Annotated in this window: 21 protein-coding genes; 9 read left to right on the top strand and 12 right to left on the bottom strand. The window is 70.6% G+C overall.

Features of this window, described 5'->3' with window-relative positions; genetic code table 11:
* Positions 1 to 111: 111 nt before the first annotated feature.
* The 5 genes from ACBJ32_RS00440 to prcB all read right to left on the bottom strand — a co-directional run bounded on the left by ACBJ32_RS00440 (position 112) and on the right by prcB (position 5,090).
* The gene (locus ACBJ32_RS00440) at positions 112 to 1,080 is read right to left on the bottom strand and encodes an FKBP-type peptidyl-prolyl cis-trans isomerase (protein WP_375124852.1); all 969 of its coding nucleotides are present in this window, start codon (positions 1,078 to 1,080) and stop codon (positions 112 to 114) included.
* A 163-nt stretch (positions 1,081 to 1,243) separates the two neighbouring features.
* Positions 1,244 to 2,602: a Pup--protein ligase gene (pafA, locus tag ACBJ32_RS00435; protein WP_375124851.1), complete on the bottom strand. Its 1,359-nt coding sequence runs from the start codon at positions 2,600 to 2,602 to the stop codon at positions 1,244 to 1,246.
* Positions 2,603 to 2,743: 141 nt separating this feature from the next.
* Positions 2,744 to 3,256: a hypothetical protein gene (locus ACBJ32_RS00430; protein ID WP_375124850.1), complete on the bottom strand. Its 513-nt coding sequence runs from the start codon at positions 3,254 to 3,256 to the stop codon at positions 2,744 to 2,746.
* A 154-nt stretch (positions 3,257 to 3,410) separates the two neighbouring features.
* Positions 3,411 to 4,220, bottom strand: coding sequence for a proteasome subunit alpha (prcA, locus tag ACBJ32_RS00425; protein WP_357879746.1), 810 nt, complete (start codon positions 4,218 to 4,220; stop codon positions 3,411 to 3,413).
* Positions 4,221 to 4,241: 21 nt separating this feature from the next.
* Entirely contained in the window at positions 4,242 to 5,090 is an 849-nt protein-coding gene (gene prcB, locus ACBJ32_RS00420) for a proteasome subunit beta (RefSeq protein ID WP_375124849.1), read from the bottom strand.
* A gap of 226 nt (positions 5,091 to 5,316) precedes the next feature.
* Here prcB and ACBJ32_RS00415 point away from each other — a divergent pair, with 226 nt between their 5' ends.
* From ACBJ32_RS00415 to ACBJ32_RS00395, 5 genes are read left to right on the top strand one after another with little or no spacing between them, the layout of a single operon-like run.
* Positions 5,317 to 6,684 (top strand): extracellular solute-binding protein, encoded by a 1,368-nt coding sequence (locus ACBJ32_RS00415; protein WP_375124848.1) that lies wholly within the window; start codon positions 5,317 to 5,319, stop codon positions 6,682 to 6,684.
* Entirely contained in the window at positions 6,659 to 7,585 is a 927-nt protein-coding gene (locus ACBJ32_RS00410; RefSeq protein WP_375124847.1) for a carbohydrate ABC transporter permease, read from the top strand. The genes ACBJ32_RS00415 and ACBJ32_RS00410 overlap by 26 nt, the downstream gene beginning before the upstream one ends.
* Positions 7,582 to 8,400, top strand: a complete 819-nt coding sequence (locus ACBJ32_RS00405; protein WP_375124846.1) for a carbohydrate ABC transporter permease — start codon at positions 7,582 to 7,584, stop codon at positions 8,398 to 8,400. The genes ACBJ32_RS00410 and ACBJ32_RS00405 overlap by 4 nt, the downstream gene beginning before the upstream one ends.
* Positions 8,397 to 9,446 carry an ABC transporter ATP-binding protein gene (locus ACBJ32_RS00400; protein WP_375124845.1) on the top strand — a complete coding sequence of 350 codons (1,050 nt, stop codon included), beginning with the start codon at positions 8,397 to 8,399 and terminating at the stop codon, positions 9,444 to 9,446. The genes ACBJ32_RS00405 and ACBJ32_RS00400 overlap by 4 nt, the downstream gene beginning before the upstream one ends.
* Positions 9,447 to 9,467: 21 nt before the next feature.
* Positions 9,468 to 10,508: a DNA polymerase IV gene (locus ACBJ32_RS00395; protein WP_375124844.1), complete on the top strand. Its 1,041-nt coding sequence runs from the start codon at positions 9,468 to 9,470 to the stop codon at positions 10,506 to 10,508.
* Between the two features lie 234 nt (positions 10,509 to 10,742).
* On the opposite strand, the gene ACBJ32_RS00390 is transcribed toward ACBJ32_RS00395, so the two are convergent.
* Entirely contained in the window at positions 10,743 to 10,952 is a 210-nt protein-coding gene (locus tag ACBJ32_RS00390) for a ubiquitin-like protein Pup (RefSeq protein WP_237107473.1), read from the bottom strand.
* A 145-nt stretch (positions 10,953 to 11,097) separates the two neighbouring features.
* Here ACBJ32_RS00390 and ACBJ32_RS00385 point away from each other — a divergent pair, with 145 nt between their 5' ends.
* Positions 11,098 to 11,502, top strand: coding sequence for a hypothetical protein (locus tag ACBJ32_RS00385; RefSeq protein ID WP_375124843.1), 405 nt, complete (start codon positions 11,098 to 11,100; stop codon positions 11,500 to 11,502).
* A gap of 29 nt (positions 11,503 to 11,531) precedes the next feature.
* Here ACBJ32_RS00385 and dop read toward each other — a convergent pair whose 3' ends face one another.
* From dop to ACBJ32_RS00355, 6 genes are all read right to left on the bottom strand, one after another.
* Positions 11,532 to 13,046, bottom strand: a complete 1,515-nt coding sequence (gene dop, locus ACBJ32_RS00380) for a depupylase/deamidase Dop (RefSeq protein WP_375124842.1) — start codon at positions 13,044 to 13,046, stop codon at positions 11,532 to 11,534.
* 86 nt (positions 13,047 to 13,132) lie between these two features.
* Positions 13,133 to 14,230: an acyltransferase family protein gene (locus tag ACBJ32_RS00375; RefSeq protein ID WP_375124841.1), complete on the bottom strand. Its 1,098-nt coding sequence runs from the start codon at positions 14,228 to 14,230 to the stop codon at positions 13,133 to 13,135.
* A 72-nt stretch (positions 14,231 to 14,302) separates the two neighbouring features.
* Positions 14,303 to 15,382 (bottom strand): pyridoxal-phosphate dependent enzyme, encoded by a 1,080-nt coding sequence (locus ACBJ32_RS00370; protein WP_375124840.1) that lies wholly within the window; start codon positions 15,380 to 15,382, stop codon positions 14,303 to 14,305.
* A gap of 194 nt (positions 15,383 to 15,576) precedes the next feature.
* Positions 15,577 to 17,886 carry a carbamoyltransferase HypF gene (gene hypF / locus ACBJ32_RS00365; protein ID WP_375124839.1) on the bottom strand — a complete coding sequence of 770 codons (2,310 nt, stop codon included), beginning with the start codon at positions 17,884 to 17,886 and terminating at the stop codon, positions 15,577 to 15,579.
* A gap of 193 nt (positions 17,887 to 18,079) precedes the next feature.
* On the bottom strand, positions 18,080 to 19,843 hold the full coding sequence (gene arc, locus ACBJ32_RS00360; protein ID WP_225266745.1) for a proteasome ATPase: 1,764 nt from the start codon (positions 19,841 to 19,843) through the stop codon (positions 18,080 to 18,082).
* A gap of 204 nt (positions 19,844 to 20,047) precedes the next feature.
* A complete protein-coding gene (locus ACBJ32_RS00355) occupies positions 20,048 to 20,899 on the bottom strand; it encodes a tRNA (adenine-N1)-methyltransferase (RefSeq protein WP_375124838.1) in 852 nt (283 codons plus the stop codon).
* Between the two features lie 55 nt (positions 20,900 to 20,954).
* Between ACBJ32_RS00355 and ACBJ32_RS00350 the strand changes: the two genes are divergently transcribed.
* From ACBJ32_RS00350 to ACBJ32_RS00340, 3 genes are all read left to right on the top strand, one after another.
* Positions 20,955 to 22,046 carry a GNAT family N-acetyltransferase gene (locus tag ACBJ32_RS00350; protein WP_375124837.1) on the top strand — a complete coding sequence of 364 codons (1,092 nt, stop codon included), beginning with the start codon at positions 20,955 to 20,957 and terminating at the stop codon, positions 22,044 to 22,046.
* A 233-nt stretch (positions 22,047 to 22,279) separates the two neighbouring features.
* The gene (locus ACBJ32_RS00345) at positions 22,280 to 22,783 is read left to right on the top strand and encodes a hypothetical protein (RefSeq protein WP_375124835.1); all 504 of its coding nucleotides are present in this window, start codon (positions 22,280 to 22,282) and stop codon (positions 22,781 to 22,783) included.
* Positions 22,784 to 23,264: 481 nt separating this feature from the next.
* Positions 23,265 to 24,098: an SDR family oxidoreductase gene (locus ACBJ32_RS00340; protein WP_375124834.1), complete on the top strand. Its 834-nt coding sequence runs from the start codon at positions 23,265 to 23,267 to the stop codon at positions 24,096 to 24,098.
* Positions 24,099 to 24,185 lie beyond the last annotated feature (87 nt).

Raw genomic sequence — 24,185 nt, 5'->3', positions numbered from 1 at the left:
GCTCGCGATGCTACCGCGACAGGAGGCCGCCCGTCAGCATGCCGGTGCCGGCCGGCTGACGGGCGGTTCGCGGGCCGCCCCCGGCTTGCCGGCGGGCGGCCCGCGGTCGCGTCAGTAGGCGGCCAGGACGTCCACCACGAACACCAGCGTGCTGTTGGCGGGAATGCCCTGCTGCGCCTGGCTGCCGTACCCTAGGTCCGGCGGGATGCTCATCACGACGCGGCTGCCGACCGGCACCCCGGCCAGGCCCTTCTGCCAGCCCTGGATGACCTGCGCGAGCGGGAACTCGGCCGCCTGGCCCCGCTCCCAGCTGGAGTCGAACTGCTGGTCGCTGCCCCAGATCTTGCCGGTGTAGTGGACCACGAGCGTCTGGTTGGCCTGCGCCTTCGCGCCGGTGCCCTGGATGATCGTCTTGACGACGAGGTCCTTGGGCGCCTTCTCGTCCGTCTTCGTGGTCAGCGTGGGCGCCTTCTCGCCGCCGGGGTTGTCCACCTTGACGCCCTTGATCGACTCCCCGGTCTCCTTGCCGGTGGCGGCCTTCAGCGCCGCCGGCTGGGTGCCGACCACGTCGAACACGAACACCTTGGTCGGCTCGGCCGGCGTCGTCGCCTGCTGCTGGACGGCGGAGTCGTTGGCCAGCACGGCCAGCAGCCGGCCGCCGTGCTTGACCTTGGTGAAGCCCTCCTGCAGCACCTGCGGCAGCTGCTCGTTGACCGCGATCGTCTCCGGCGCCTTGGTGTCGTAGGAGGAGCCCGCGACGGCGTTGCCCTTGCCGTCCCAGTTGTAGACGGTCAGGTTGACGATCACGCGGTCGCCGGCCTTGACGCCGGCGCCGGTGCCCGGCTGGATCACCTCGTAGGACGACTTCGTGGCGGGCGTGCCGGAGGGGAAGGTCACCGTGGGCTTGGCGCCCACGTTCCCGGCGACCTTGACCCCCGACGGCGCGCCGGCGGCGGTGCTCGCGGTGGCGTTCGCGGTGGCGCTCGTCGTGGCGCCCGGGGTGGCGCCGTTGTCGGAGCCGCACGCTGCGGCGAACAAGGTCAATGGCACGGCGGCCAGTACGGCCAGAGCGCGGCGCATGGATTTCCCTCGGAAAGACGTCAGATTCGCGCCACACTACCCGACATGCCGGTAGGGCCGAGGTAAACGGAGCCCCACGTTCCGCGCTACCCCGCCCCGGCCGGACCCTGCGGCGATCCGCGGCCCGGCCGCCACCCGGCCGCGCGCCCGCCGCCGTCCCCTCTCACATGCCGGCGATCAGCTTGTCCACCCGCTCGTCCACGCTGCGGAACGGGTCCTTGCACAGCACCGTGCGCTGCGCCTGGTCGTTCAGCTTCAGGTGCACCCAGTCGACGGTGAAGTCGCGCCGCTTCTCCTGCGCCTTGCGGATGAACTCACCGCGCAGCCGCGCCCTGGTCGTCTGCGGCGGCACCGACTTGGCCTCGAAGATCTTCAGGTCGGAGGCCACCCGCTCCACCGAGCCGCGCTTCTGCAGCAGGTAGTACAGGCCGCGCCTGCGGTGCACGTCGTGGTAGGCCAGGTCGAGCTGCGCCACCCGCGGCGAGGACAGCGGCAGGTCGTACTTCTTCCGGTAGCGCTCGATGAGCTGGTACTTCGTCACCCAGTCGATCTCCCGCGAGACCAGGTCGAGGTTGCCCGTGTCGACCGCGCGCAGCGTGCGCTCCCACAGCTCCAGCACCCGGTGCGCGATCTCGTCGCCGCCGCGGCGGTCGACGAAGTCCTTCGCCTTCGACAGGTACTCCTGCTGGATCTCCAGGCTGGAGGCCTCGCGGCCGTTGGCCAGCCGCACCCGCCGCCGCCCGGTCATGTCGTGGGAGACCTCGCGGATCGCCCGGATCGGGTTCTCCAGCGACAGGTCGCGCATCACCGTGCCCGACTCGATCATGCGCAGCACCAGGTCGGTGGCGCCGACCTTGAGCAGCATCGTGGTCTCGCTCATGTTCGAGTCGCCGACGATGACGTGCAGGCGGCGGAACCGCTCGGCGTCGGCGTGCGGCTCGTCGCGGGTGTTGATGATCGGCCGGGACCGGGTGGTGGCGCTGGAGACGCCCTCCCAGATGTGCTCGGCCCGCTGCGAGACGCAGTACACCGCGCCGCGCGGGGTCTGCAGCACCTTGCCCGCCCCGCACACGATCTGCCGCGTCACCAGGAACGGGATCAGCACGTCGGCCAGCCGGCCGAACTCCCCGTGCCGGCCGACCAGGTAGTTCTCGTGGCAGCCGTAGGAGTTGCCGGCCGAGTCGGTGTTGTTCTTGAACAGGTAGATGTCACCCGCGATGCCCTCCTCGCGCAGCCGCTTCTCGGCGTCCACGAGCAGGCCCTCAAGGATGCGCTCGCCCGCCTTGTCGTGGGTGACGAGCTCGATGACGTTGTCACACTCGGGTGTTGCGTATTCAGGATGGCTGCCCACGTCCAGATACAGACGTGCGCCGTTGCGGAGGAAGACGTTGCTCGATCGGCCCCAGGACACGACTCGCCGGAACAGGTAGCGCGCGACCTCGTCCGGGGACAACCTGCGCTGGCCCCTGAACGTGCAGGTCACGCCGTACTCGTTCTCCAGCCCGAAGATGCGACGATCCATCACCTCACACTATGCCCACGGATCGGCAAGCGGGAGAGATCTTCGCAGGTGTTTTCCCTCCGGGGTCGCCGATGACCGCTTTCGCCCCGCTTCGGCCCCCGTGCCCGCCCCCACGGGGCGCGGGTGCCGCGGCGTGCCTCGTCAGGGGGTGTAGATCTCCTGAACCTGGACGATCTTGCCCTTGTGGACGGTGATGAGGGCCGGGTGGCCCGCCTTGCCGTGCCGCTTGATCAGCGTCGCCCTGGAGCAGCGCTTGGCGCCCAGGCCCGTCTTGCGGCTGACGGTCAGGTTCCCGCCGGACGGCTTGCAGCCGTACGCCGACAGGAAGATCACGTCCGTGGCGACGGGCGAGGCGTACGCCATGACGTCACCCTCGGGCGGGCCCTCGAAGTGCCCCTCGGTGTGGGTGCCCTTCTTCCACCTGATCGGCTCGTACTCGGCCACGCCGCCCCGCACGTAGGTGAACCAGCCGCGCAGGATGCCGTCGTGGCGGGAGTGGATGCGCTTGGTGAAGTCGTGCTTCGGGTCCGCCTGGAACGTGGTGCCGAAGATCTTCGGCGCCTTGTACCTGGGGAACGCGGTGGCGGCCTCGGCGGCCACGCCGGAGGTGAGCATCACGGCCGTCGCGGCGCCCGCCGCGAGAAGGCCACGCAAGGGAGTGTTCACGGATCATGAGATCCGCGATCAACGGGAGTGGTTCGGGCAGGCGCGAGTGAAACAGGTCACACCGGCCCTCACTCTCGGGCTCGGCTCCATACGGCGACGGGGACCGCCGTGGCGGTCCCCGTCGTGACGTCCTGTGCCCGCCCTACAGCGGCGAGGAGCCGTCGTCCACGTCCCCCTCGGGCCCCGTGGGCGGCGGCGTGTCACCGGAGCCCTGAGGCGGCGTGGCGGGCGGCGTTGCGGGTGGCGTGGCAGGCGCAGAGGGCGGGTTGCTGGTCTGGGCCAGCAGCCGCTCCAGCCGCGCCCCCGTCAGCCGGAGGAACTTGCGGTGCTCCCGGTTGCGGTCGAGCACCGCCACCTCGAGCTGCCCCACCGGCGGCCGCTCCCCGCCCGGCTCGGTCAGCGCCATCAGCGCCACCTCCAGCGCGTCGGCCAGCGACATCGACTCGCGGTAGCGCTCCTTCAGCCGGGTGGAGACCGCCTCGGCCTGGCCGCCCATGGCGGCGAAGCCGTGCTCGTCGAAGACCGACCCGTCGAAGGTCAGCCGGTAGATGGCGTCGCCCTCCTTGGTGTCGCCCACCTCGGCGACGACGACCTCCACCTCCAGCGACTTGATCGACTCGGTGAAGATGCGCCCCAGGTTGGAGGCGTACAGGTTGGCCAGGCCGCGGCCGGTCACGTCGGAGCGGTCGTAGGTGTAGCCGTTGATGTCGGCGTAGCGGATGCCGCCGAGCCGCAGCTCCTCGAACTCGTTGTAACGGCCCACGGCCGCGAACCCGATGCGGTCGTAGATCTCGCTGATCTTGTGCAGCGCCCGGGACGGGTTGGGCGCGACGAACAGGATGCCGTCCACGTACTGCAGCACGACGACGGAACGGCCCCGCGCGATGCCCTTGCGCGCGTAGTCGGCCTTGTCCCGCATGATCTGCTCGGGGGACGCATATCCGAAAGGCATGGACACGTGTGGAGGTCCTTTCTAGCGCAGCGGGGCGATGGGGCCGTCGGGCGAGATCAGGCGGGCGTCGAGCATCTGCTGGACGTAGCCCGAGACCTCCTCATCCGACAGGCGGCGGAACCCGTCGGCGTCGATCACCGACACGATGGGCCAGATCTTCCTCGTCACGTCGGGCCCGCCGGTCGCCGAGTCGTCGTCGGCTGCGTCGTACAGCGCCTGGATCAGCGTCATCACCATGTCGTCGGCCGACGACCCGTCGCGGTAGAGCTTCTTCAGCGACCCGCGCGCGAAGATCGAGCCGGACCCGATCGCGTCGAACCTCTCCCGCTCGTACGGCCCGCCCGCCACGTCGTAGCTGAAGATGCGCCCCTCGTCCTTGTCTGGGTCGTAGGCGGCGAACAGCGGCACCACCACCAGCCCCTGCATCGCCATGGCGAGGTTGCCCCTGATCATGGTCGCGAGCCGGTTGGCCTTGCCCTGGACCGACATGGAGCGGCCCTCGACCTTCTCGTAGTGCTCCAGCTCCACCCGGTAGAGCCGGGCGAACTCGATGCCCGTGCTGGCCGTGCCCGCGATGCCCATGCACGAGTAGTCGTCGGCGCGGAACACCTTCTGCACGTCACGCTGCGAGATGATGTTGCCCGAGGTCGCCCGCCTGTCACCCGCCATGACGACCCCGCCGGCGAAGGTGGCGGCCACGATCGTGGTCGCGTGCGGAACCTGGTCACCGATCGGCGTGGCCAGCACCTCACCCCGCCGCGGTAGCAACTCAGGCGCGTACGAGCCGACAAACTCTGTGAACGAGGAACTTCCGGTGTTCTGGAAGAGCTGGTTCACCAAGCCGACGGGCAGATCCCTGTGCGATGCCACGCGACTCCCTCCAAACGTTCAGTGTTCCTAGGGCGACCCTACTCATGTTGGGTTGCTGTCTGCACTTCCCACGATCAGCTCACGGCGAACCACCCGCCACAGCTCGCGTGAAAGGCCCTATAAGCCCCTTCGCGCGCCAAAGGTCCGTGTTCAGATCGTTTCTTTACGGCCGTCGGCGCCCATGCGACTGTCGGTATGTCTGCACGTCCTGAACAGGAGGCCGACAATGCGACTCCCCAGCCGACCCGCGCTGATCGGGATCATCGCCGCACTCGCCCTCACCTCCTGCGGCACCGGCGGCGGCTCCGACGAGGGCAGCACCACCCTCACCATCGCCGCCAACTCCATCGAAGGCGGCAAGAACTCCGAGACCGCCCAGTGGATCAAGCAGTGGGTGATCCCCGAGTTCGAGAAGACCCACCCCAATGTCAAGGTCCTGTTCCAGCCCAGCGGCGTCGACGACGAACAGTACAAGACCAAGATCGCACTCGACCTCAAGTCCAGGACCGGCGCCGACGTGATCGACCTCGACGGCATCTGGGTCGGCGAGTTCGCCCAGGCCGGCTACATCAAGCCCCTCACCGAGGTCGGCGGCGCCACCGTCGAGCAGTGGGAGGGCTGGGCCCAGATCCCCCAGGCCGTGCAGGGCCTCGGCATCTTCGACGGCAAGAAGTACGGCCTGCCCCAGGGCACCGACGGCCGCGTCCTGTTCTACAACAAGACCCTGTTCGCCAGGGCCGGGCTGCCCGACCCCTGGCAGCCCGCGAGCTGGCAGGACATCATCGACGCCGGCACGAAGCTCAAGGCCGCGGGCGTCCCCGTCCCCATCCAGCTCAACGCCGGCACCGCCATGGGCGAGGCCACCACCATGCAGGGCCTCCTCCCCCTCCTCGCCGGCGCGGGAGCCGAGATCTACACCACCGGCAAGTGGACCGGCGCCTCCCAGCCCATGAAGCACGCGCTCGGCCTCTACCAGCAGATCTACGGCGGCAGCGGCCTCGGCGACCCCAGACTGCAGCAGGAGGCCAAGGGCCGCGACAAGTCCTTCGCCCAGTTCGCCGAAGGCAGGATCGGCATCCTCGCCGAGAGCGACTACTTCTGGCGCTCCGTCATCGAACCCCAGGCCGGCGTCGCCCCCATGAAGGACCGTGACCAGGCCGTCGGCTACGCCAGGATCCCCGCCAGACAGCCCGGCGCCGGCATCCGCGGGCAGGACTTCGTCAGCATGTCAGGCGGCGCCGTACGCGTGCTCAACCCGTTCTCCAAGAACCCCAGGCTCGCCTGGGACCTGCTGGCCTTCATGCACTCCGCCGCCGCCACCAAGTCACAGCTCGCCGGGCAGGTCCGCATCAGCGCCCGCACCGACGTCAACGACGAGGTGCTCACCGCCGACCCCATGCTCAAGTACATCGCCGACGAGGTGCTCCCCCTGACCGCCTACCGGCCGGGCGTCGCCGTCTACCCGCAGGTGTCCACCGCCCTGCAGGAGGCCACCGCCGCCGTCGTCAGCGGCAAGACCGCCGACGAGGCCGCCACCGCCTACCAGAGCACGCTCGAGGAAATCGTCGGTGGCGCGGCCAACATCAGCGGCTGACGCCGCCGGGCTCGGCAAGGGCAGGGCGATCGCGTTCGTCCTGCCCGCCCTCGCCCTCATCGCCGTCTTCCTCGTCTTCCCCGCCCTGTGGACCATCTACCTCGGCCTCACCGACTACCGCCTCACCGGCCTGGCCGCCGCCGACCCCCAGCTCGTCGGCATCGACAACTACACCGGCGCCCTCACCGACCCCCGCTTCCTGTCCTCACTGTGGCTCACCGTCCTGTACGTCGGCGGCTCCGCCATCCTCGGCCAGGCCGGCCTCGGCTTCACCCTCGCCTGGATCCTGCGCACCCGCGCCGGCACCCTGCGCCGCGCCGTCGAAGGCGTCGTCCTGCTGTCGTGGATCCTGCCCAGCACCGTCGTCGGCTTCCTCTGGTTCGCCCTGCTCGACCGCGACGACGGCACCCTCAACGCCCTCCTGCACACCCCCGGCTTCGCCTGGCTCCTCGACCACCCGCTGCTGTCGATCATCATCTTCAACGTGTGGCGCGGCACCGCGTTCAGCATGATGCTCTACTCCGCCGCTCTGGAGAACGTGCCGCCCTCCCACCTCGAGACCGCCCGCCTCGCGGGCGCGGGCGTCCTGCAGCAGCTCCGCGACGTCGTCCTGCCCCTCATCCGCCGCCACATCCTGACGAACCTCCTGCTCATCAGCCTGTGGACGTTCAACGACTTCACGCCGTTCGTCCTCACCGGCGGCGGCCCGGAAGGCCGCTCGGAGATCCTGCCCGTGTACGTCTACCGCGTCGCCCTCAGGGACGGCCAGCTCGGTGCCGGAGCCGCCATCTCCTTCCTCATCCTGCTCATCAACCTCGTCTTCGCCCTGGCCTACCTGCGGCTCCTGCGCGGCCGGCGCCGCCACGAGGAAGTCGTCGCCGCCGGAGGCCCACCCGCATGATCCGCCACACCGTCGGCAGGCTCGCCGCCACCGTCTTCATCGCCGTCGTCCTGGCCTTCTTCACCCTGCCCATGCTCTGGCTGGCCAGCGCCCCCTTCGACGGCACCCCTGCCATCACCACCTCCATCCCCGAGTTCACCCTCCGCAACTTCTCCGCCATCCTCGACAACCCCTACGCCCTCGGCTCCATCCGCAACTCCCTCATCCAGGGCGGAGGCGCCGCGGCCCTCGTCGTCGTCCTCGCCGCGCTCGCCGCCTACGCGCTCTCCCGCGTCCGCGTGCCCGGCCGTGACGCCCTGCTCTACCTGCTCCTCCTGCTGTCGTCCGTGGTCACCGGCACCGCCGCCATGGTGCCCATCTTCGAGCTCGCCACCCGTCTCGACCTGATCGACACCCACCTCGGCGTCGTCCTCGTCGTCTCCGGCGGCCTCCTGCCCGCCGCCATCTTCATCCTCAAGGACTTCATGGACGACACCCCCACCTCCTACGAGGAGTCCGCCCGCGTCTTCGGCGCCACGCCCCTGCAGATCCTCCGCCACATCGTGGTCCCCCTCGTCAGGCCGGGCCTGGCCACCATCGCCGTCTGGGCGCTCGCCAGCGTCTGGGGCGGCTTCCTATTCCAGTTCATCCTGCTCAGAGACCCCGAGAAGGCTCCCGGCTCCGTCATCCTCTACACCCTCTACACCGAAGGCGGCGCGCCCAGGCTCGACCTCATCTCCACCTTCTCCCTGCTCTACTCCCTCCCCGTCGTCGCCATGTACCTGTTCGTCTCTCAGCGCTACGGCTTCCGCTTCCACGGAGGAATCAAACGGTGATCACCCTGCACGCCCTCACCAAGATCTTCCCTGGCGGGGTCCACGCCCTCGACGACATCCACCTCACCATCGCCGACGGCGAATTCTTCGCCCTCCTCGGCCCCTCCGGCTGCGGCAAGACCACTCTCCTGCGCACCATCGCCGGACTGGAGACCCCCAGCGGCGGCACCGTCCACATCGACGGCAGGGACGTCACCGGCCTCCCCCCGGGAGGCCGCGACGTCGCCATGGTCTTCCAGGACTACGCGATCTTCCCCCACATGGACGTCACCGCCAACATCGCCTACCCCCTGCGCATCAAGAAGGTCCCCCGCGCCGAACGCGCCACCAAGGCCGCCGACGTCGCCGCCCGCCTCAGCCTCACCGAGCTCCTCCACCGCCGCCCCGCCGAACTCTCCGGCGGCCAGCAACAACGCGTCGCGCTCGCCCGCGCCATCGCCTGCCACCCCGCCGCCTTCCTCTTCGACGAGCCCCTGTCCAACCTCGACGCCCGGCTGCGCCTCGAAGCCCGCACCTTCCTCAAGCGGCTTCAGCGCGAACTCGCCGTCACCACCGTCTTCGTCACCCACGACCAAGCGGAAGCCCTCGCACTCGCCGACCGCATCGCCGTCATGTCCCACGGCCGCATGGTCCAGGTCGCCACCCCCGCCGAGATCTTCCACCGCCCCGCCACGACCTTCGTCGCCTCCTTCATCGGCTCCACCCCCATGAACCTCCTGCCCGCCCGCGCCACCGCCACCGCACTCCACGTCGCCGGCGCCACCCTCCCCCTCCCCGACGGCGTCGCCCCCGGCGACCACCTCACCTACGGCGTACGCCCCGAGTACATGACCCTCTCCCCCGCCGAGCGCCCCGACGCCTTCCCCGGCGTCGTCACCGTCCTGGAGAACCTGGGCACCCACACCCTCGTCACCCTCGAGACCCCCGGCGCCCTCGTCCAGACCGTCGTCCCCGAGGGCGAAGAGCCGTCTCTCGGCACCCCCGCCTGGGCCACCCCCCGCCGCGCCCTCCTCTACCGCGACGGCACCCTCCTCACCACCGGGTGAGACCCCCGCCATACTGGACACATGGCCACCAGGAACTGGATCCTGCACCTCGACCTCGACCAGTTCATCGCCGCCGTCGAGCTCCTCCGGCACCCCGAACTCCGCGGCAGGCCCGTCGTCGTCGGCGGCACGGGCGACCCCACCCAGCCCCGCACCGTGGCCGCCACCGCCACCTACGAAGCCCGCGAGCACGGCATCCACTCCGGCATGCCGCTCCGCACCGCCCTCAAGCGCTGTCCCGACGCCGTCTTCCTGCCCAGCGACCCGCCCGCCTACGAAGCCGCCTCAGAGCGCGTCATGGCCGTCCTGCGCGAATTCCCCGTCCTCGTCGAGGTGTGGGGCTGGGACGAAGCCTTCCTCGGCGCCACCACCGACGACCCGGAGGCCCTCGCCGCCGACCTCCAGCACGCCGTACGCACCCGCACCCGCCTCGACTGCTCCATCGGCATCGGCGACAACAAGCACCAGGCCAAACTCGCCTCCGCCTTCGCCAAGCCCGCAGGCGTCCACCGCCTCACCACCGAGACCTGGGCCGAGACCATGAACCACCGCCCCACCGACGCGCTGTGGGGCATCGGCGCCAGGATCTCCAAGAAACTGGCCGCCCTCGGGCTGCACACCGTCGCCGACCTCGCCGCCGCCGACCCCGCCGACCTGGCCCGCCACTTCGGCCCCACCAACGGCCCCTGGTACCGCTACCTCGCCCTCGGCAAGGGCGAGGCCGAGGTCGTCACCACGCCCTGGGTCGCCCGCGGCCACAGCCGCGAGACCACCTTCCCCCGCGACCTCACCGACAGGGCCGAGCTCGCCCGCCACCTCACCGCCCTCGCCGAACACGTCACCCGGGACGCCGTCGACGCCGGCCGCGAGATCACCCGCGTCTCCGTCAAGCTCCGCACCACGCCGTTCCTGACCCGCACCCGCCAGTCGAAACTGCCCGCCCCCACCACCGACGCGGCCCTCATCACCCGGACGGCCCTCGACATCCTCGACCGCCACGACCTCGCCCACCCCGTCCGCCTCATCGGCGTGGCAGTCGAATACACCATGCCCGAGGGCTGACCCTCACCCCACCGGGGTCACCACCCGGCAGAACTCCGGCCGCAGCTCCTCCGGCCTCTCATCGCGAACCGCGGCATCCGGCAGACGGCGCAGAGCCCGCCCTGACGGGCGAGCATGCGCGCCCCATCCGCTTGCCGCACCCGAACTCCGGGACCGCTTTCCCGCCCCGCAGTCCGGGCACCTCCTGAACCCGTCCGGCACCTCCACCCGCTTCCTCGATGCCGGATTTATCCTCTACTGTCCGCCCTTCTGCACGTACGACCTGACAAATTCCTCTGCGTTCTCTTCGAGAACTTCGTCGATCTCATCCAGAATCGCATCGACGTCGTCCGTGAGCTTCTCCTGCCGCTCCTGGACGTCCGGCGCTGCCGACGCCTCGGTCTCCTCGACTTCGGACTCGCGCCGCCCGGTCTGCTTCTGACCACCGGTGTCCTTGGTTGCCATGTCCTACCTCCGCTTGGGGGACTGCCTCTAGGCATATCTTCCCCGAACGAGCCGACATTTCGCGCCGATCGCCCAGCGATCTTGCCCGCTTGACTAGATAGCATTCCTATCTAACAATGAACCCCCGTACCTACAGGAGGTTCAGATGTCCCCTTCGTCCCTGAGCACGGCGGGTGTGCTCCTCATCACAGTCCCCGGAGTGGCCTACGGCGGCGTGACGCTGCTGTCGTTCCTGATGAAGAACGTCCCGGGCTACCTGGACAACCCGGTCCGCCGCGGCCTGTGGCGGGCGGGTCACGCGCATGCGGGCGTGCTGGTGCTGTTCGCGCTGGTGGCGATGGTGTACGTGGACCAGTCGGGCCTGCCGGACGCGCTGAAGGCGGTCACGCGGACGCTGATCGTGGCGGCCCCGATCCTGATGCCCCTGGGCTTCTTCCTGTCGGTGGTGCGCCCGAGCGACACGAAACCGAACAAGCTGATCCACCTGACGGTGGCGGGCGGCGTGTGCCTGGCGGCGGGCACGCTCATGCTGGGGATCGGCCTCCTCTGAGGAGGGGCCGGTCCCGTGGCGTCAGGTGGTCATTCGCCGCCGGTGAGCGCGGAGACGAGGTCGGCGGCGGTCTCGCAGCGGTCGAAGAGCTCGCCGACGTGCGCCTTGGTGCCGCGCAGCGGTTCGAGGGTGGGGACGCGCTGGAGTGATTCGCGGCCGGGGATGTCGAAGATGACGGAGTCCCAGGAGGCGGCGGCGACGGATTCGCTGTACTGGCGCAGGCAGCGTCCGCGGAAGTAGGCGCGGGTGTCGGTGGGCGGGTTCTCGACGGCGCGCTGGACCTCCTCCTCGCTGACCAGCCGTTGCATGCGTCCGCGGGCGACGAGGCGATTGTAGAGGCCCCGGTCGGGCCGGATGTCGGAGTACTGCAGGTCGACGAGCTGCAGGCGGGGGTGGGACCAGGCGAGGCCGTCGCGGCTGCGGTAGCCCTCGAGGAGTTCGAGCTTGGCGACCCAGTCAAGCTCGCGGGAGAGCTGCATGGGGTCTTCGGCGAGGCGGGTGAGGACGGACTCCCAGCGGTCGAGGATGTCCTTGTTCATCTCGTCCTGGGCGGTGCCGCGCTCTTCGACATACTTGCGGGCCTGTTCGAGGTATTCCATCTGCAGCTGCACGGCGGTGAGTTTGCGGCCGTCGCGCATGGTGATCTCGTAGCGGCAGCTGGGGTCGTGCGAGACGGCCCGCAGGGCCTGCACCGGGTTCTCGACGGCGAGGTCGCGGGTCAGGAAGCCTTCCTCGATCATCGCGAGGACGAGGGCCGTGGTGCCGAGTTTCAGATACGTGGAGATCTCGGACATGTTGGCGTCGCCGATGATCACGTGGAGGCGGCGGTACTTCTCGGGGTCCGCGTGCGGTTCGTCGCGGGTGTTGATGATGGGCCGCTTCAGCGTGGTCTCCAGGCCGACCTCGACCTCGAAGAAGTCGGCGCGCTGGCTGATCTGGAAGCCTTCGCCGCGGGAGTCCTGGCCGATGCCGACCTTGCCGGCGCCGACGACGACCTGCCGGGAGACGAAGAAGGGGGTGAGGTGCCTGACGATGTCGGCGAAGGGGGTGGCGCGCCGCATCAGGTAGTTCTCGTGGCACCCGTAGGAGGCGCCCTTGGCGTCGGTGTTGTTCTTGTAGAGCTGGATGGGGGCGTTGGAGGGGATGGCGGACGCGCGGGTGGCGGCGTCGTACATCACTCGTTCGCCGGCTTTGTCCCAGATCACGGCTGCCCGGGGGTTGGTGCATTCGGGCGCGCTGTATTCGGGATGGGCGTGGTCGACGTAGAGCCTGGCTCCGTTGGTGAGGATGACGTTGGCCAGGCCGAGATCCTCGTCGGTGAGCTGGCTGGAGTCGGCCACTTCCCTGGCCAGGTCGAAGCCGCGCGCGTCGCGGAGCGGGTTCTCCTCCTCGAAGTCCCATCGTGCTCTGCGCGCGCGGGCCGCCGAGGCGGCCAGGTAGGCGTTCACGACCTGTGAGGAGGTCACCATCGCGTTGGCGCCTGGCTGGCCGGGTACGGAGATGCCGTACTCGGTCTCGATGCCCATCACCCGACGCACCGTCATGCAACACCCTCTGTTCGTCCGGGTCTGTCTATCCGCCGTTTATATGCCCGAGCCTATGCCCTTCACAGTGCCCCAGGGCCACAGAGTTATGGCACCGACGTCTTTTCCATCTGTACGGCGGGAGCTGATGGGCTTTGTGTGGGTCTGCGGGGCTTGAGTAGCCGCTGGATGGGGCGTTCGGCAAAGGAGTAGACGAGATACGACACGAGAATCGACACCAATGTCGTGATCGTGGCGACGGCCCAGGGCGGCAGGTTGCCGGTGAGCAGCGGGATGAGGGCCACCGCGATGACGCTATGGAAGAGGTAAAGCGGGTATGTGGTGCCGCCGAGCGCGGTGAGCGTCCGGGAGGATCGCATGCGCAGCATTCCGAGCGCCATGAGGGCCATCACGGCGAAGATCAGCGTCAGGGTGATGATCACGCCGAGGTCGGTGACGGGCATGTTCTTGAACCCCGCGGCCTCGATGCGGCGGTCCACGCGGCCGAGTGCCGAATGGAGGGAAAGGCCGTAGGAGACGGCGATGTAGAGCCAGGGCAGCCAGCCGCCGCGGTGCTTGTGGACGAGATAGAGGGCCATGCCGGCGACGAAGTAACCGGCGTAGTCGGGCATGACGATCTCGCGGATGACGTCGTTGTCGAAGATCTCGTTCTCTTCGAGCAGTTTGACGCCGAGGGCGGCGGCGAGCCAGATGCCGCAGAAGGTCAGGACGCGCCCGCGCGTGACGCCGATGATCACGAGGATGGCGATCAGCAGGTAGAAGCGGAGCTCGGCCCAGAGCGACCAGTAGACGCCGCTGGCGTCGGTGACCTTGAACAGCCGCTGGAACATGGTGGCGTTCAGCAGATATTCACCTGGGGAAAGTTTTGGGTCGAGCGCCTTGGCGCCGGTGAGGCCGTAGAGGGCTGCGATGGCGGCCAGGCTGAGCCAGTAGGCGGGATAGAGGCGGACGAGCCGGGAGCGGGCGAACGCGCCGAGGCCGCGCCCCCACACGCTCATGAGGATGACGAAGCCGCTGATGATGAAGAACAGCTCGACGCCGAGGATGCCGAGCCCGGCGACGGGAGCCAGGGCGGGGAACAACTCGGCCGGCCGGTCTCCCCAGACGGAGGCGTAGGCGACCAGGTAGTGGAAGGCGACGACCGCGAGGGCGGCGAGGAAGCGCAGCAGGTCGAGCTCGGCCAACCGGCCGTCTCCGCGGGCGTGTCTGGATCGGGACCGGTGGGGAGGTTGCACGCCCTTTTGACGTCACTCTGATCACTTTGGTTCCACGGGTCCCTCCGTTCCCACGAGCAGCACGCGTGCGGTGTGGTCGAGGCCGAGCCGGTCGCGGGCGCCGGGGGTGAGGGCGAGCAGCCCGGCGGCTCCGGCGGCGCCGCAGTCGGACAGCGCGACGCCGTGGCCGGCGAGCAGGCGGGTGGCCGTGGCGGCCTGCTCGTCGGTGATGGTGAGGTAGAGGTCGGCGAGGCGGGACAGGAGCCGGTGGGCCAGCAGCGAGGGCTCGCGGCAGTCGAGCCTGCCGAGGGTGGTGGGGTGGCCGCTGACGCGGATGGGCTCCCCGGCGCGGGCGCTGCCGATGAGGCAGGGCGCGCCGTCCGGCTCGACGACGACGATCCTGGGGCGCTCGCCCCACCGGTCGCGTACGTATCCCGCCGCCGCTGCCGCGAGCCCGCCGACACCCGCCTGGACGAACACGTGGGTGGGCCCCGCCTCCCCGGGCCCGCCCTGAGCCCCTGTGGGCTCTCCTGAGGGCGGGAACACGCCGGGGTCGGACAGTTCGTCGAACAGGACGCTGTAGCCGCGCATGACGTCCAGGGGGACGCCGGTGTAGCCGTCCCACGAGCTGTCGGCCACGAGCCGCCAGCCGTGCTCCTGAGCGGCGGCCATCGCGGCGGTCATGCCGGCCTCGTAGTCGTGCCCGGCGCGCCGCACCTCGGCGCCGAGCGCGCGCAGCCGCTGCGCGAACGGCTCGGGGACGCCTTCGCTGAGGTAGACGACGCACGGCACGCCCACTTCCGCCGCGCCGGCGGCGACGGAGATGCCGTGGTTGCCGGCGCTGGCGCAGACGAACGGCGCGCCGCCGCCGTCGCGCTCGGCGAGCAGGTGCACGGCGTACGCGCCGCCGAGCGCCTTGAAGCTGCCCAGCCCCATGCGGCCGCTCTCGTCCTTGACGTAGGCGGTGCCGGCTCCGCCGAGGCCGGGGATCACGTGGACCGGGGTGGGCCGGTAGTCGGGGTGGCGGGCGAAGCGGGCGCGGGCCTGGCGGGCGTGCTCGACGCCGATGAGCGCGCGGTCGTGCTCGGTGTACGGGGTGCGGGCCGGGTTGAGGTATTCCATGATCGCCATGCTAGGCGCGTGCAGGCCGGACACCGGGGACGGCGACCGCCACGCCACGCCGGGCCGCGGCGAGCCGGCCTCCGCATCCCCTCCACGCGGGCAGACCGGCCTCCGCACCGCGTCCGCGCGGGCGGGCCGCCCTCCGGACCGTCCGCGCGGGCGGGCCTCCGCGCCCCGTCTGCGCGGGTGGGTCGCTACGTGGCGTCGCGGGCGGCGGCGACGGCGGCCTGGCCGAGGCTGAGGCCGCCGTCGTTGGGCGGCACCCGGACGTGCTTGAGCACCCGGAACCCGGCCGCGCGCAGCCGCTGGACGGTGCGGTCGAGGAGGAGGGCGTTCTGGAAGACGCCGCCCGACAGGGCGACGGCGGTCAGGCCGGTGCTCTTCCTGAGGTCGACGCAGGTGCGGGTGATGGCGGCGGCGACGCCGTTGTGGAAGCGGCCGGCGATGACGCCCGGGTCGGTGCCCGCGGCGAGGTCGTCGGCGGCGGCGCGGACGAGGTCGCCGCCCTCGACGACCAGCGGGCCGGAGGTGGTGGTGACGGCGGCGGGGTAGGCGCCGGTCTCGGCGGGATCGGCGCGCTGTTCGAGCTCGATGGCGGCCTGCCCGTCGTAGGTGATCTTGTCGCGGATGCCGAGCAGCGCCGCGACGGCGTCGAACAGGCGGCCGGCGCTGGAGGTGAGCGGCGAGTCGAGCCCGGTGGCGGCGAGGTGGAGGGCGTCGGCCCAGCGTTCGGCGTTGCGCCGGGCGACGTCGAGCCCGGGGTGGTCGTCGCGGAGGTAGGCGGCGGTCATGCGCCAGGGCTGCCTGACGGCGGCGGCGCCGCCGGGCATGGGCACCTGGGCGAGGTGGCCGAGGCGTTCGTAGCCGGTCAGGTCGGCGCGGAGGAACTCGCCGCCCCACAGGGTGCCGTCGGTGCCGTGGCCGAGCCCGTCGAAGGCGACGCCGATCACGGGCCCCGGGTCGCCGTTGTCGGCCAGGCAGGCCGCGATGTGGGCGTGGTGGTGCTGGACGCCGACGTGTTCGACGCCGGTGATCTCGAGGGCGTGCCGGGTGGAGAGGTAGCCGGGGTGCAGGTCGTGGGCGACGATCTCGGGGCGGATGCCGAACAGGCGGCAGTAGTGGTCGATGCCTTCGGCGAAGGAGCGCAGGGTGTCGTGGTTCTCGAGGTCGCCGATGTGCTGGGAGACGAACGCGCGCCGCCCCTGGGCCAGGCAGAAGGTGCTCTTGAGCTCGGCGCCGCAGGCGAGGACGGGTCTGGGGACGGGCCGGCGCAGGGCGAGCGGCTCGGGGGCGTAGCCGCGGGCCCGGCGCAGCATGGTGATGGCGCCGGGCAGGGGGCGGATGACGGAGTCGTCGGTGCGCTGGTGGATGGCGCGGTCGTGGGTGAGGAAGGCGTCGGCGATGCCGCCGAGGCGGGTGAGCGCGTCGTCGTCCTCGTACGCGATGGGCTCGTCGGAGACGTTGCCGCTGGTCAGGACGATCGGTTCGGCGAGTTCGGCGAGCAGGAGGTGGTGCAGGGCCGTGTAGGGGAGCATGAGGCCGAGGCTGCGGTTGCCGGGCGCGACAGAGGGGGCGACGGCGGGGACGGCGGCCGGGACGGCGGCCGGCGCGGCAGAGCCGGCGGCGGGGGCGCCGTCGCGGCGGCGGGGCAGCAGCACGATGGGGCGGGCGCGGCCGGTGAGGAGCGCGGCGGCGGTGTCGTCGATCTCGGCGAGCAGGCGGGCCTGGGCGAGGTCGGCGGCCATGACGGCGAACGGCTTTTCCTCTCGGTGCTTGCGGCCGCGCAGCGCGGCGGCTGCGCGTTCGTCGGAGGCGGTGACGGCGAGGTGGTAGCCGCCGAGGCCCTTGACGGCGACGACGCGCCCGGCGCGCAGGAGGGCGGCGGCGCAGGCGATGGGGTCGCCGCACAGCTCGGTGCCGCGCGGGTCGCGCAGGCGGAGCCGGGGCCCGCAGGCGGGGCAGCAGGTGGGCTGGGCGTGGTAGCGGCGGTCGCCGGGGTCGTGGTACTCGCGGGCGCAGTCGTCGCACATGCCGAAGGCGGCCATGGTGGTCATGGGCCGGTCGTAGGGCAGGCCGCGCACGATGGTGAAGCGGGGGCCGCAGTTGGTGCAGTTGATGAACGGGTAGCGGTGGCGGCGGTCGGCGGGGTCGGCGAGCTCGCGCAGGCAGTCGTCGCAGGTGGCGGTGTCGGCGGGGACGAGGGCGCGGCGGGTCCCGGCGGGGTCGCTGGTGGCGATGGTGAAGCCGCGGTGGCCTGCGGGTTCGCCGCTGACGACGGTGACGCGTTCGATGGCGGACAGGGCGGGGGCGTCGCGTTCGAGCGCGGTGAGGAACTCCTCGACGCCGGCGAGTGCCCCTTCGACCTCGATGTGGACGCCGTTGACGTCGTTGTGCACGCGTCCGGCGAGGCCGAGCCGGTTGGCGAGCGAGTAGACGAAGGGCCGGAAGCCGACCCCTTGGACGATGCCTTCGACGTGCACGTCTACTCGTTTGAACGTGGTCACAGGGCCAGTGTGCGCCTCATCGGGGTGGTGTGCATGCGTATCGGCCGTGTCGCCGCGGGTTCCGCGTGTCCTCCGCCCGGAAGCTCACCTGCCGGGGCGCGGTGGCGTCCGGCCTGGAAGACGACGGGAAAGACGGCGGGAAAGACGGCAGGGCCGGGCGGGGAATCCCGCTCGGCCCTGCCGTCCAGGGGTTCTACAGGTACTGACCGGTGTTGGCGACGGTGTCGATGGACCGGCCGGCTTCGGTGCCCTGCTTGCCGGAGACGAGCGTGCGGATGTAGACGATCCGCTCGCCCTTCTTGCCGGAGATGCGGGCCCAGTCGTCGGGGTTGGTGGTGTTGGGCAGGTCCTCGTTCTCGGAGAACTCGTCCACGCAGGCCGTGAGCAGGTGCTGCACCCGCAGGCCCTTCTGGCCGCTTTCGAGGAACTGCTTGATGGCCATCTTCTTGCCCCGGTCGACGATGTTCTGGATCATCGCGCCGGAGTTGAAGTCCTTGAAGTACAGGACTTCCTTGTCGCCGTTGGCGTAGGTCACTTCCAGGAAGCGGTTCTCTTCGCTCTCCTGGTACATGCGCTCGACGACGCTCTGGATCATGCCCTGGATGGTGGCCTCGCGGGAGTCGGAGTGCTCCGCCAGGTCATCGGGGTGCAGGGGCAGGTCGGAGACGAGGTACTTGGAGAAGATGTCCTTGGCCGCCTCGGCGTCCGGCCGCTCGATCTTGATCTTGACGTCCAGGCGGCCGGGCCGCAGGATCGCCGGGTCGATCATGTCCTCGCGGTTGGAGGCGCCGATGACGATGACGTTCTCCAGGCCCTCGACGCCGTCGATCTCCGACAGCAGCTGAGGGACGATGGTGTTCTCCACGTCGGAGGACACGCCGGAGCCTCGGGTGCGGAAGATCGAGTCCATCTCGTCGAAGAACACGATCACCGGGGTGCCCTCTGAGGCCTTCTCGCGGGCCCGCTGGAAGACCAGGCGGATGTGCCGCTCGGTCTCGCCGACGTACTTGTTGAGCAGCTCCGGGCCCTTGATGTTGAGGAAGAAGCTCTTGCCGGACTGGCCGGTCTTCTCCGCGACCTGCTTGGCCAGGGAGTTGGCGACGGCCTTGGCGATGAGCGTCTTGCCGCATCCGGGCGGCCCGTACAGCAGCACGCCCTTGGGGGGACGGAGCTTGTGCTCGCGGAACAGGTCGGCGTGCAGGTAGGGCAGCTCGATGGCGTCCCTGATCTGCTCGATCTGCCGCATGAGGCCGCCGATCTCCTCGTAGGAGATGTCGGGGACCTCTTCCAGCACGAGCTCTTCGACTTCGGACTTGGGTATGCGCTCGTAGACGTAGCCGGAGCGAGGTTCGAGCAGGAGCGAGTCGCCCGCCCTGATGGGCTGGCCGACCAGCGACTCGGCCAGTCGCACGACGCGCTCTTCGTCGGCGTGCGAGATGACCAGGGCCCGCTTGCCCTCGTCGAGCAGTTCCTTGAGCATCACGATCTCGCCGACCTCTTCGTAGCCGAGTGCCTCGACCACGTTGAGCGCCTCGTTGAGCATGACCTCCTGGCCACGCCTCAGCGAGTCGACGTCGACGGCCGGGCTGACGTTCACGCGGAGCTTGCGCCCTCCGGTGAACACCTCGATCGTGCCGTCTTCTCTGGCCTCGAGGAAGGTGCCGAAGCCGGATGGCGGCTGCGCCAGCCGGTCGACCTCCTCCTTGAGAGCGACGATTTGGTCCCTGGCCTCCTTGAGGGTTGCCACCAGGCGCTCGTTCTGGCCGGTCACGGCCGCCAGATTCGCCTGTGCCTCATGGAGACGCTCTTCGAGGACCCTGGCCTGACGGGGTGACTCGGCCAGCTTCCGCCTCAGCGCGGTGATCTCCTCCTGGAGGAAGGAGACCTGTGTTGAAAGATCAGCGACCTCCCGTTCGCGCTGCGCGGCTCGAGCCTCAGCATCATCGCGAGCTGCCACGCCCCGTCACCTCCTTCCCAGTCGAGGGCGACTACTAAGGACCTTACCTATCTCGGGCCCCTCCGTAACCTGGCCGGGCAGTGTTCGTAGAGTGACATTCAGTATTCGTTGAATAATCCCCAATAGTGCGTTTAATACTCCCAGCATATGAACACGGCGGTCTGTTCCCGTGTCACGCACCAACGCACCCTCGTGGCCAAATTGTCATAGTTCTTCAGTGGTCCCCTTCGGTCGTCGACGGCGCGGCGGCGGGGTCACGCCGTCGGCCATGCGCCGGGCGATGACGAGGAACCCGGTGTGGCCGATCATCCGGTGATCGGGCCGAACGGCGAGTCCTTCGACATGCCAGTCGCGAACCAGGGTCTCCCACGCATGCGGCTCGGTGAAACACCCGTGATCGCGAATCGCCTCGACCGTCTTGGACATCTGGGTGGTCGTGGCCACGTAGCAGCAGATCACGCCGCCGGGCGTGAGCGCCTTCGCGGCGGCGTCGACGCACTCCCAGGGGGCGAGCATGTCGAGGATGACGCGGTCGACGTCCACCTCGTCGATGGAGGCGACCAGGTCGCCGACGACCAGGCGCCAGTTGTCGTCCATGGGGCCGCCGTAGAACTTCTCCACGTTCTTGCGCGCCACGTCGGCGAACTCCTCGCGCCGCTCGTAGGAGGTGACGTGCCCCTCGGGACCGACGGCGCGCAGCAGGAAGCAGGTCAGCGCGCCGGAGCCGACGCCGGCCTCGATGACGCGGGCGCCGGGGAAGATGTCGGCCATGCCGACGATCATCGAGGCGTCCTTGGGGTAGATGACGGCCGCGCCGCGCGGCATGGCGAGCGTGTAGTCCTGCAGGAGGTGGCGGAAGGCGAGGTACTGGGTGCCGCCGGAGGAGCGCACGACGGAGCCTTCAGGCTGCCCGATCAGCTCGCTGTGCGGGATGGCGCCCTTGTGGGTGTGGAAGACGCCGTCCTCCTTGAGCGTGATCGTGTGGCGCTTGTTCTTGGGGTCGGTGAGCTGCACCTGATCCCCTGCCTGGAATGGCCCATGCCTGCGGAAACCCATGGCGGCAAGGTTATAGGGCTTTTGAGCGCGTCAGGACGCGCGATATCTATGGGGGATGCTCCCGCGTGACGTGATCTCGTCCGGCGCTCTGATCCTCTGGCCTCCGGCGGAGGGCGACGCCGAGGCGATCGTGAAGATGTGCGACGACCCGGTGACGGCCAGGTTCATGCCGTCGCTGCCGCGACCGTACGAGCTGGGTGACGCCCTCGGCTGCGTACGCCGCGGGGCGGGCGCCTGGGAGGACGGCGGGGCGCAGTACGCGATCACGGAGGGCGGGCGGTTCGCCGGGCTGGTCTGGCTGGCGCCGCCGGACCGCTGGGGCGTGTCGGGCGCGGGCTTCGTGGTGGCGCCGTGGGCCAGGGGCAGGGGCGTGGCGGCGACGGCGGCGCGGGCGGTGACCGACTGGGCGCTCGATCACGGCGTGCGCAGGGTGGAGCTGCAGGCCGAGGTGGAGAACGTGGCGAGCCTGCGGGCCGCGTACCGGGCAGGCTTCCGCGAGGAGGGGCTGCGGCGGGAGGCCAGGCGGCTGCGCGACGGGCGCTTCGCCGATTACGTGGTGTTCGCCAGGCTCCAGGGGGAGGCGGCGCCGGCGGTGGAGCCGTACCTGCCGTTCCTGGAGGGCGGGGCGCTGGACGACGGGGTGGTGCGGCTGGCGCCGATGGCGCCGGGCGACGCCGCCGAATACCACCGGATGATGGCCGAGCCGAGCGTGGCGGCGTACTCCGTGACGCCGCCCGCCTCGATGGCGGACATCGACCGGCGCTGCCGGTACACCGGCTACTGGTGGCTGTCGGGGCAGCGGGCGGAGATGGCGATCAGGGACGCGCGCTCGGGCGCGTTCGCCGGGCACATCCAGCTCATGCAGGTGGTCCCGGTGCTGGGCCAGGCCATGATCGGCTACTCGCTGCTGCCCGGCTTCCGCGGGCGCGGCTTCATGACGCGGGCGGTGGGGCTGGTGGTGGACTGGGCGTTCGCGCACACGGCCCTGCACCGGATCGTGGCGGGCACCGACGCGGACAACACGGCCTCGCACGCGGTGCTGGAGCGGTCGGGGTTCCGGCGCGAGGGCGTGCACCGGGAGCTGCTGCCGCGGCCGGACGGCACGCGGGCCGACGACGTCCAGTGGGCGCGGCTGCGCCCGGCATAGCGCGGGCCCGCTCCTGTGCCGGAGCACGCCGCAGGGGTGTTGTGACCCGCCAGGGGATCACGGCGGTGTTGCGGCGGGACCGTACGGTCGGTCCGGAATTGGCAAAAATCCTGATTTCCTGTTGAGGGGTAGTCAAGGGCCGCGTCGAGGGCGATAGTCAGGTCACCCGCTGGCGAGTTTCGCGCGATCGGGCTGCGCGATCTCGCCCCCTCCGCCTCAGAGGGGATCTCGCGATGCCATACAACCGTGTCGACGTCGCCATGCGCGACCTCCTCTCCGCGTTCTCCTGCCTGCAGGCCGCGGAGCTGACCGACCGGCTGGCGCGCACCGCCGCCGCCGTCGCGGGCACTGCCTATGCCGGGTTCGTCCGGGTGGACGCGCTGCGGCAGGAGGCGTGCCCGGTGCACGTGCACGCACCGCCCGGAGACCCGCTGCGCCTGCGGCGCTGGCTGGCCGAGTCGGGGGTGCTGAAGGAACTGGCCGCGTCCTCGCACGCGGTGCGGCTGCCGCCGGACGCCTCGATGGGCGAGCCGGGGTTCCTGGCCACGCCCGTGCCGGTGGCGGCGCGGGACCACACGTTCCTGTGGGTCGCGGGGCGGAAGTTCTGCGATGGTGACGAGCATCTGCTGGGGCGGTTCGCGACCGCGGCGGGGCGGGCGCTGGAGGCGGCCAGCGGGTGTGAGGCGGCGGTGCGTCTGTTGCGGGGCGTACGGGCTTTCCGACCGGTCCCGCCGTGATCCCGAGGCTTCGAGGCGGGCCGGATCCCGGGAATGGGACGGCCGGTACGAGGGCGCATTCGCGGCGAGTCTCCGGTTCACGGGTGCGTTTCCACCTCCGGGCTTTCCGAAGGATCTTCACGATTTAACGGATTAGGCGAGAAATTGCCCGGCATTTCCTGATTAGGCCGGGAGGCAACTTCCCTCGCCTCCTCCCCCGCCCCGCCCGGGCACGCCTCGGCCCGCCTCACGCCCGGACACGTCGCCGTCGTGGCCGCCGGGCCCGCCTGCCGGGCCCGCCTGCCGGGCCCGCCTGCCGGACACTCCCGTCGCGACGTTTCTCGGCCGCCTCGGACATCACGCGTGACGGTCGCCCCCTCCCGCACCAGCGCCCTTGAGGACTTTTGTCGCGTTTTCGCCTTACGTGCTGCGATGTACTGCGAGAACGGAAGTTGGCGGTCACCTCCGTGTTCGTCAGGGCGCTCCGGTAGCGTGACCGGTCGTGAGGGTGCTCATCGTGGGCGGGAGCGGGTTCCTCGGCGGCGAGCTCGTACGGCGTTGCGCCGCCGCGGGCCACGAGGTGGGCGCGACCTGCCTGACCCGGCCGGGAGAGCCCGCGCAGGCGACGTGGCTGCGCGTGGACGTCCGGGAGAGGCGGGACGTGGCCGCCGCGCTCGACGCGTTCGGGCCGGAGGTGACGATCAACGCCGCCTACCGTCAGGGCGACTGGGCGGTCACGGCGGAGGGCGCCGCGCACGTGGCGGCGGGGGTGGCACGCACGGGCGGGCGGCTGGTGCAGGTCTCCAGCGACGTGGTCTTCTCCGGTGCCGGGAAGCGGTACGACGAGACGTGCCCGCCTGATCCGATCACTCCGTACGGGGCGGCCAAGGCGGCGGCGGAGACGGCCGTGCGGGCCGTGCTGCCCGACGCCGCGATCGCCAGGACGTCCCTGATCCTCGGGCACGGCCGGTCGGGGCACGAGGCGCTGGTGCGCTCGCTGGCGACGGGGGCGGGTGAGGGGGTGCTGTTCACCGACGACGTGCGGTGTCCCGTCCACGTCCGCGACCTGGCGGCGGCGCTGGTGGAGGCGGGGGTGCGGGGCCTGTCCGGCGTGCTGCACGTGGCGGGGGGCGACGCGGTGAGCAGGTACGAGCTGGGCGTGCTCATCGCCCGCCGGGACGGCCTCGACGCGGCGCGCCTCCGCACGGGCCGCCGGGCCGGCTCCGGGATCCCGGGGCCGCTGGAGGTGCGGCTGGACTGCTCGGCGACGCGGCAGCGGCTGAGAACCCGGCTCCGGGGCGCCCGCGAGTTCCTCGCGACGCCCGACGCCTCCTGAAGGCCCCGTGAAGACCACGTGAAGACCCGTGAAGACCACCGCGCCGGGACGACCGCACCGCGCGGCGCCACGACAACCGGCACAGCG

The sequence above is a fragment of the Nonomuraea sp. GTA35 genome (assembly GCF_041950525.1).
In the GTDB taxonomy this organism is placed as follows: Bacteria; Actinomycetota; Actinomycetes; order Streptosporangiales; family Streptosporangiaceae; genus Nonomuraea.
This window is presented reverse-complemented; position numbering and strand designations above follow the sequence as displayed.

Bases quoted from the DNA above. Each gene is read 5' to 3' on its own strand.
- dop (WP_375124842.1), bottom strand. From the start codon at position 13,046: ATGACGGTGCGTCGGGTGATGGGCATCGAGACCGAGTACGGCATCTCC.
- ACBJ32_RS00395 (WP_375124844.1), top strand. From the start codon at position 9,468: ATGGCCACCAGGAACTGGATCCTGCACCTCGACCTCGACCAGTTCATC.
- ACBJ32_RS00350 (WP_375124837.1), top strand. From the start codon at position 20,955: ATGCTCCCGCGTGACGTGATCTCGTCCGGCGCTCTGATCCTCTGGCCT.
- ACBJ32_RS00405 (WP_375124846.1), top strand. From the start codon at position 7,582: ATGATCCGCCACACCGTCGGCAGGCTCGCCGCCACCGTCTTCATCGCC.
- ACBJ32_RS00415 (WP_375124848.1), top strand. From the start codon at position 5,317: ATGCGACTCCCCAGCCGACCCGCGCTGATCGGGATCATCGCCGCACTC.
- ACBJ32_RS00355 (WP_375124838.1), bottom strand. From the start codon at position 20,899: ATGGGTTTCCGCAGGCATGGGCCATTCCAGGCAGGGGATCAGGTGCAG.
- ACBJ32_RS00440 (WP_375124852.1), bottom strand. From the start codon at position 1,080: ATGCGCCGCGCTCTGGCCGTACTGGCCGCCGTGCCATTGACCTTGTTC.
- ACBJ32_RS00390 (WP_237107473.1), bottom strand. From the start codon at position 10,952: ATGGCAACCAAGGACACCGGTGGTCAGAAGCAGACCGGGCGGCGCGAG.
- pafA (WP_375124851.1), bottom strand. From the start codon at position 2,602: ATGGATCGTCGCATCTTCGGGCTGGAGAACGAGTACGGCGTGACCTGC.
- ACBJ32_RS00370 (WP_375124840.1), bottom strand. From the start codon at position 15,382: ATGGAATACCTCAACCCGGCCCGCACCCCGTACACCGAGCACGACCGC.
- ACBJ32_RS00345 (WP_375124835.1), top strand. From the start codon at position 22,280: ATGCCATACAACCGTGTCGACGTCGCCATGCGCGACCTCCTCTCCGCG.
- prcA (WP_357879746.1), bottom strand. From the start codon at position 4,220: ATGCCTTTCGGATATGCGTCCCCCGAGCAGATCATGCGGGACAAGGCC.
- ACBJ32_RS00385 (WP_375124843.1), top strand. From the start codon at position 11,098: ATGTCCCCTTCGTCCCTGAGCACGGCGGGTGTGCTCCTCATCACAGTC.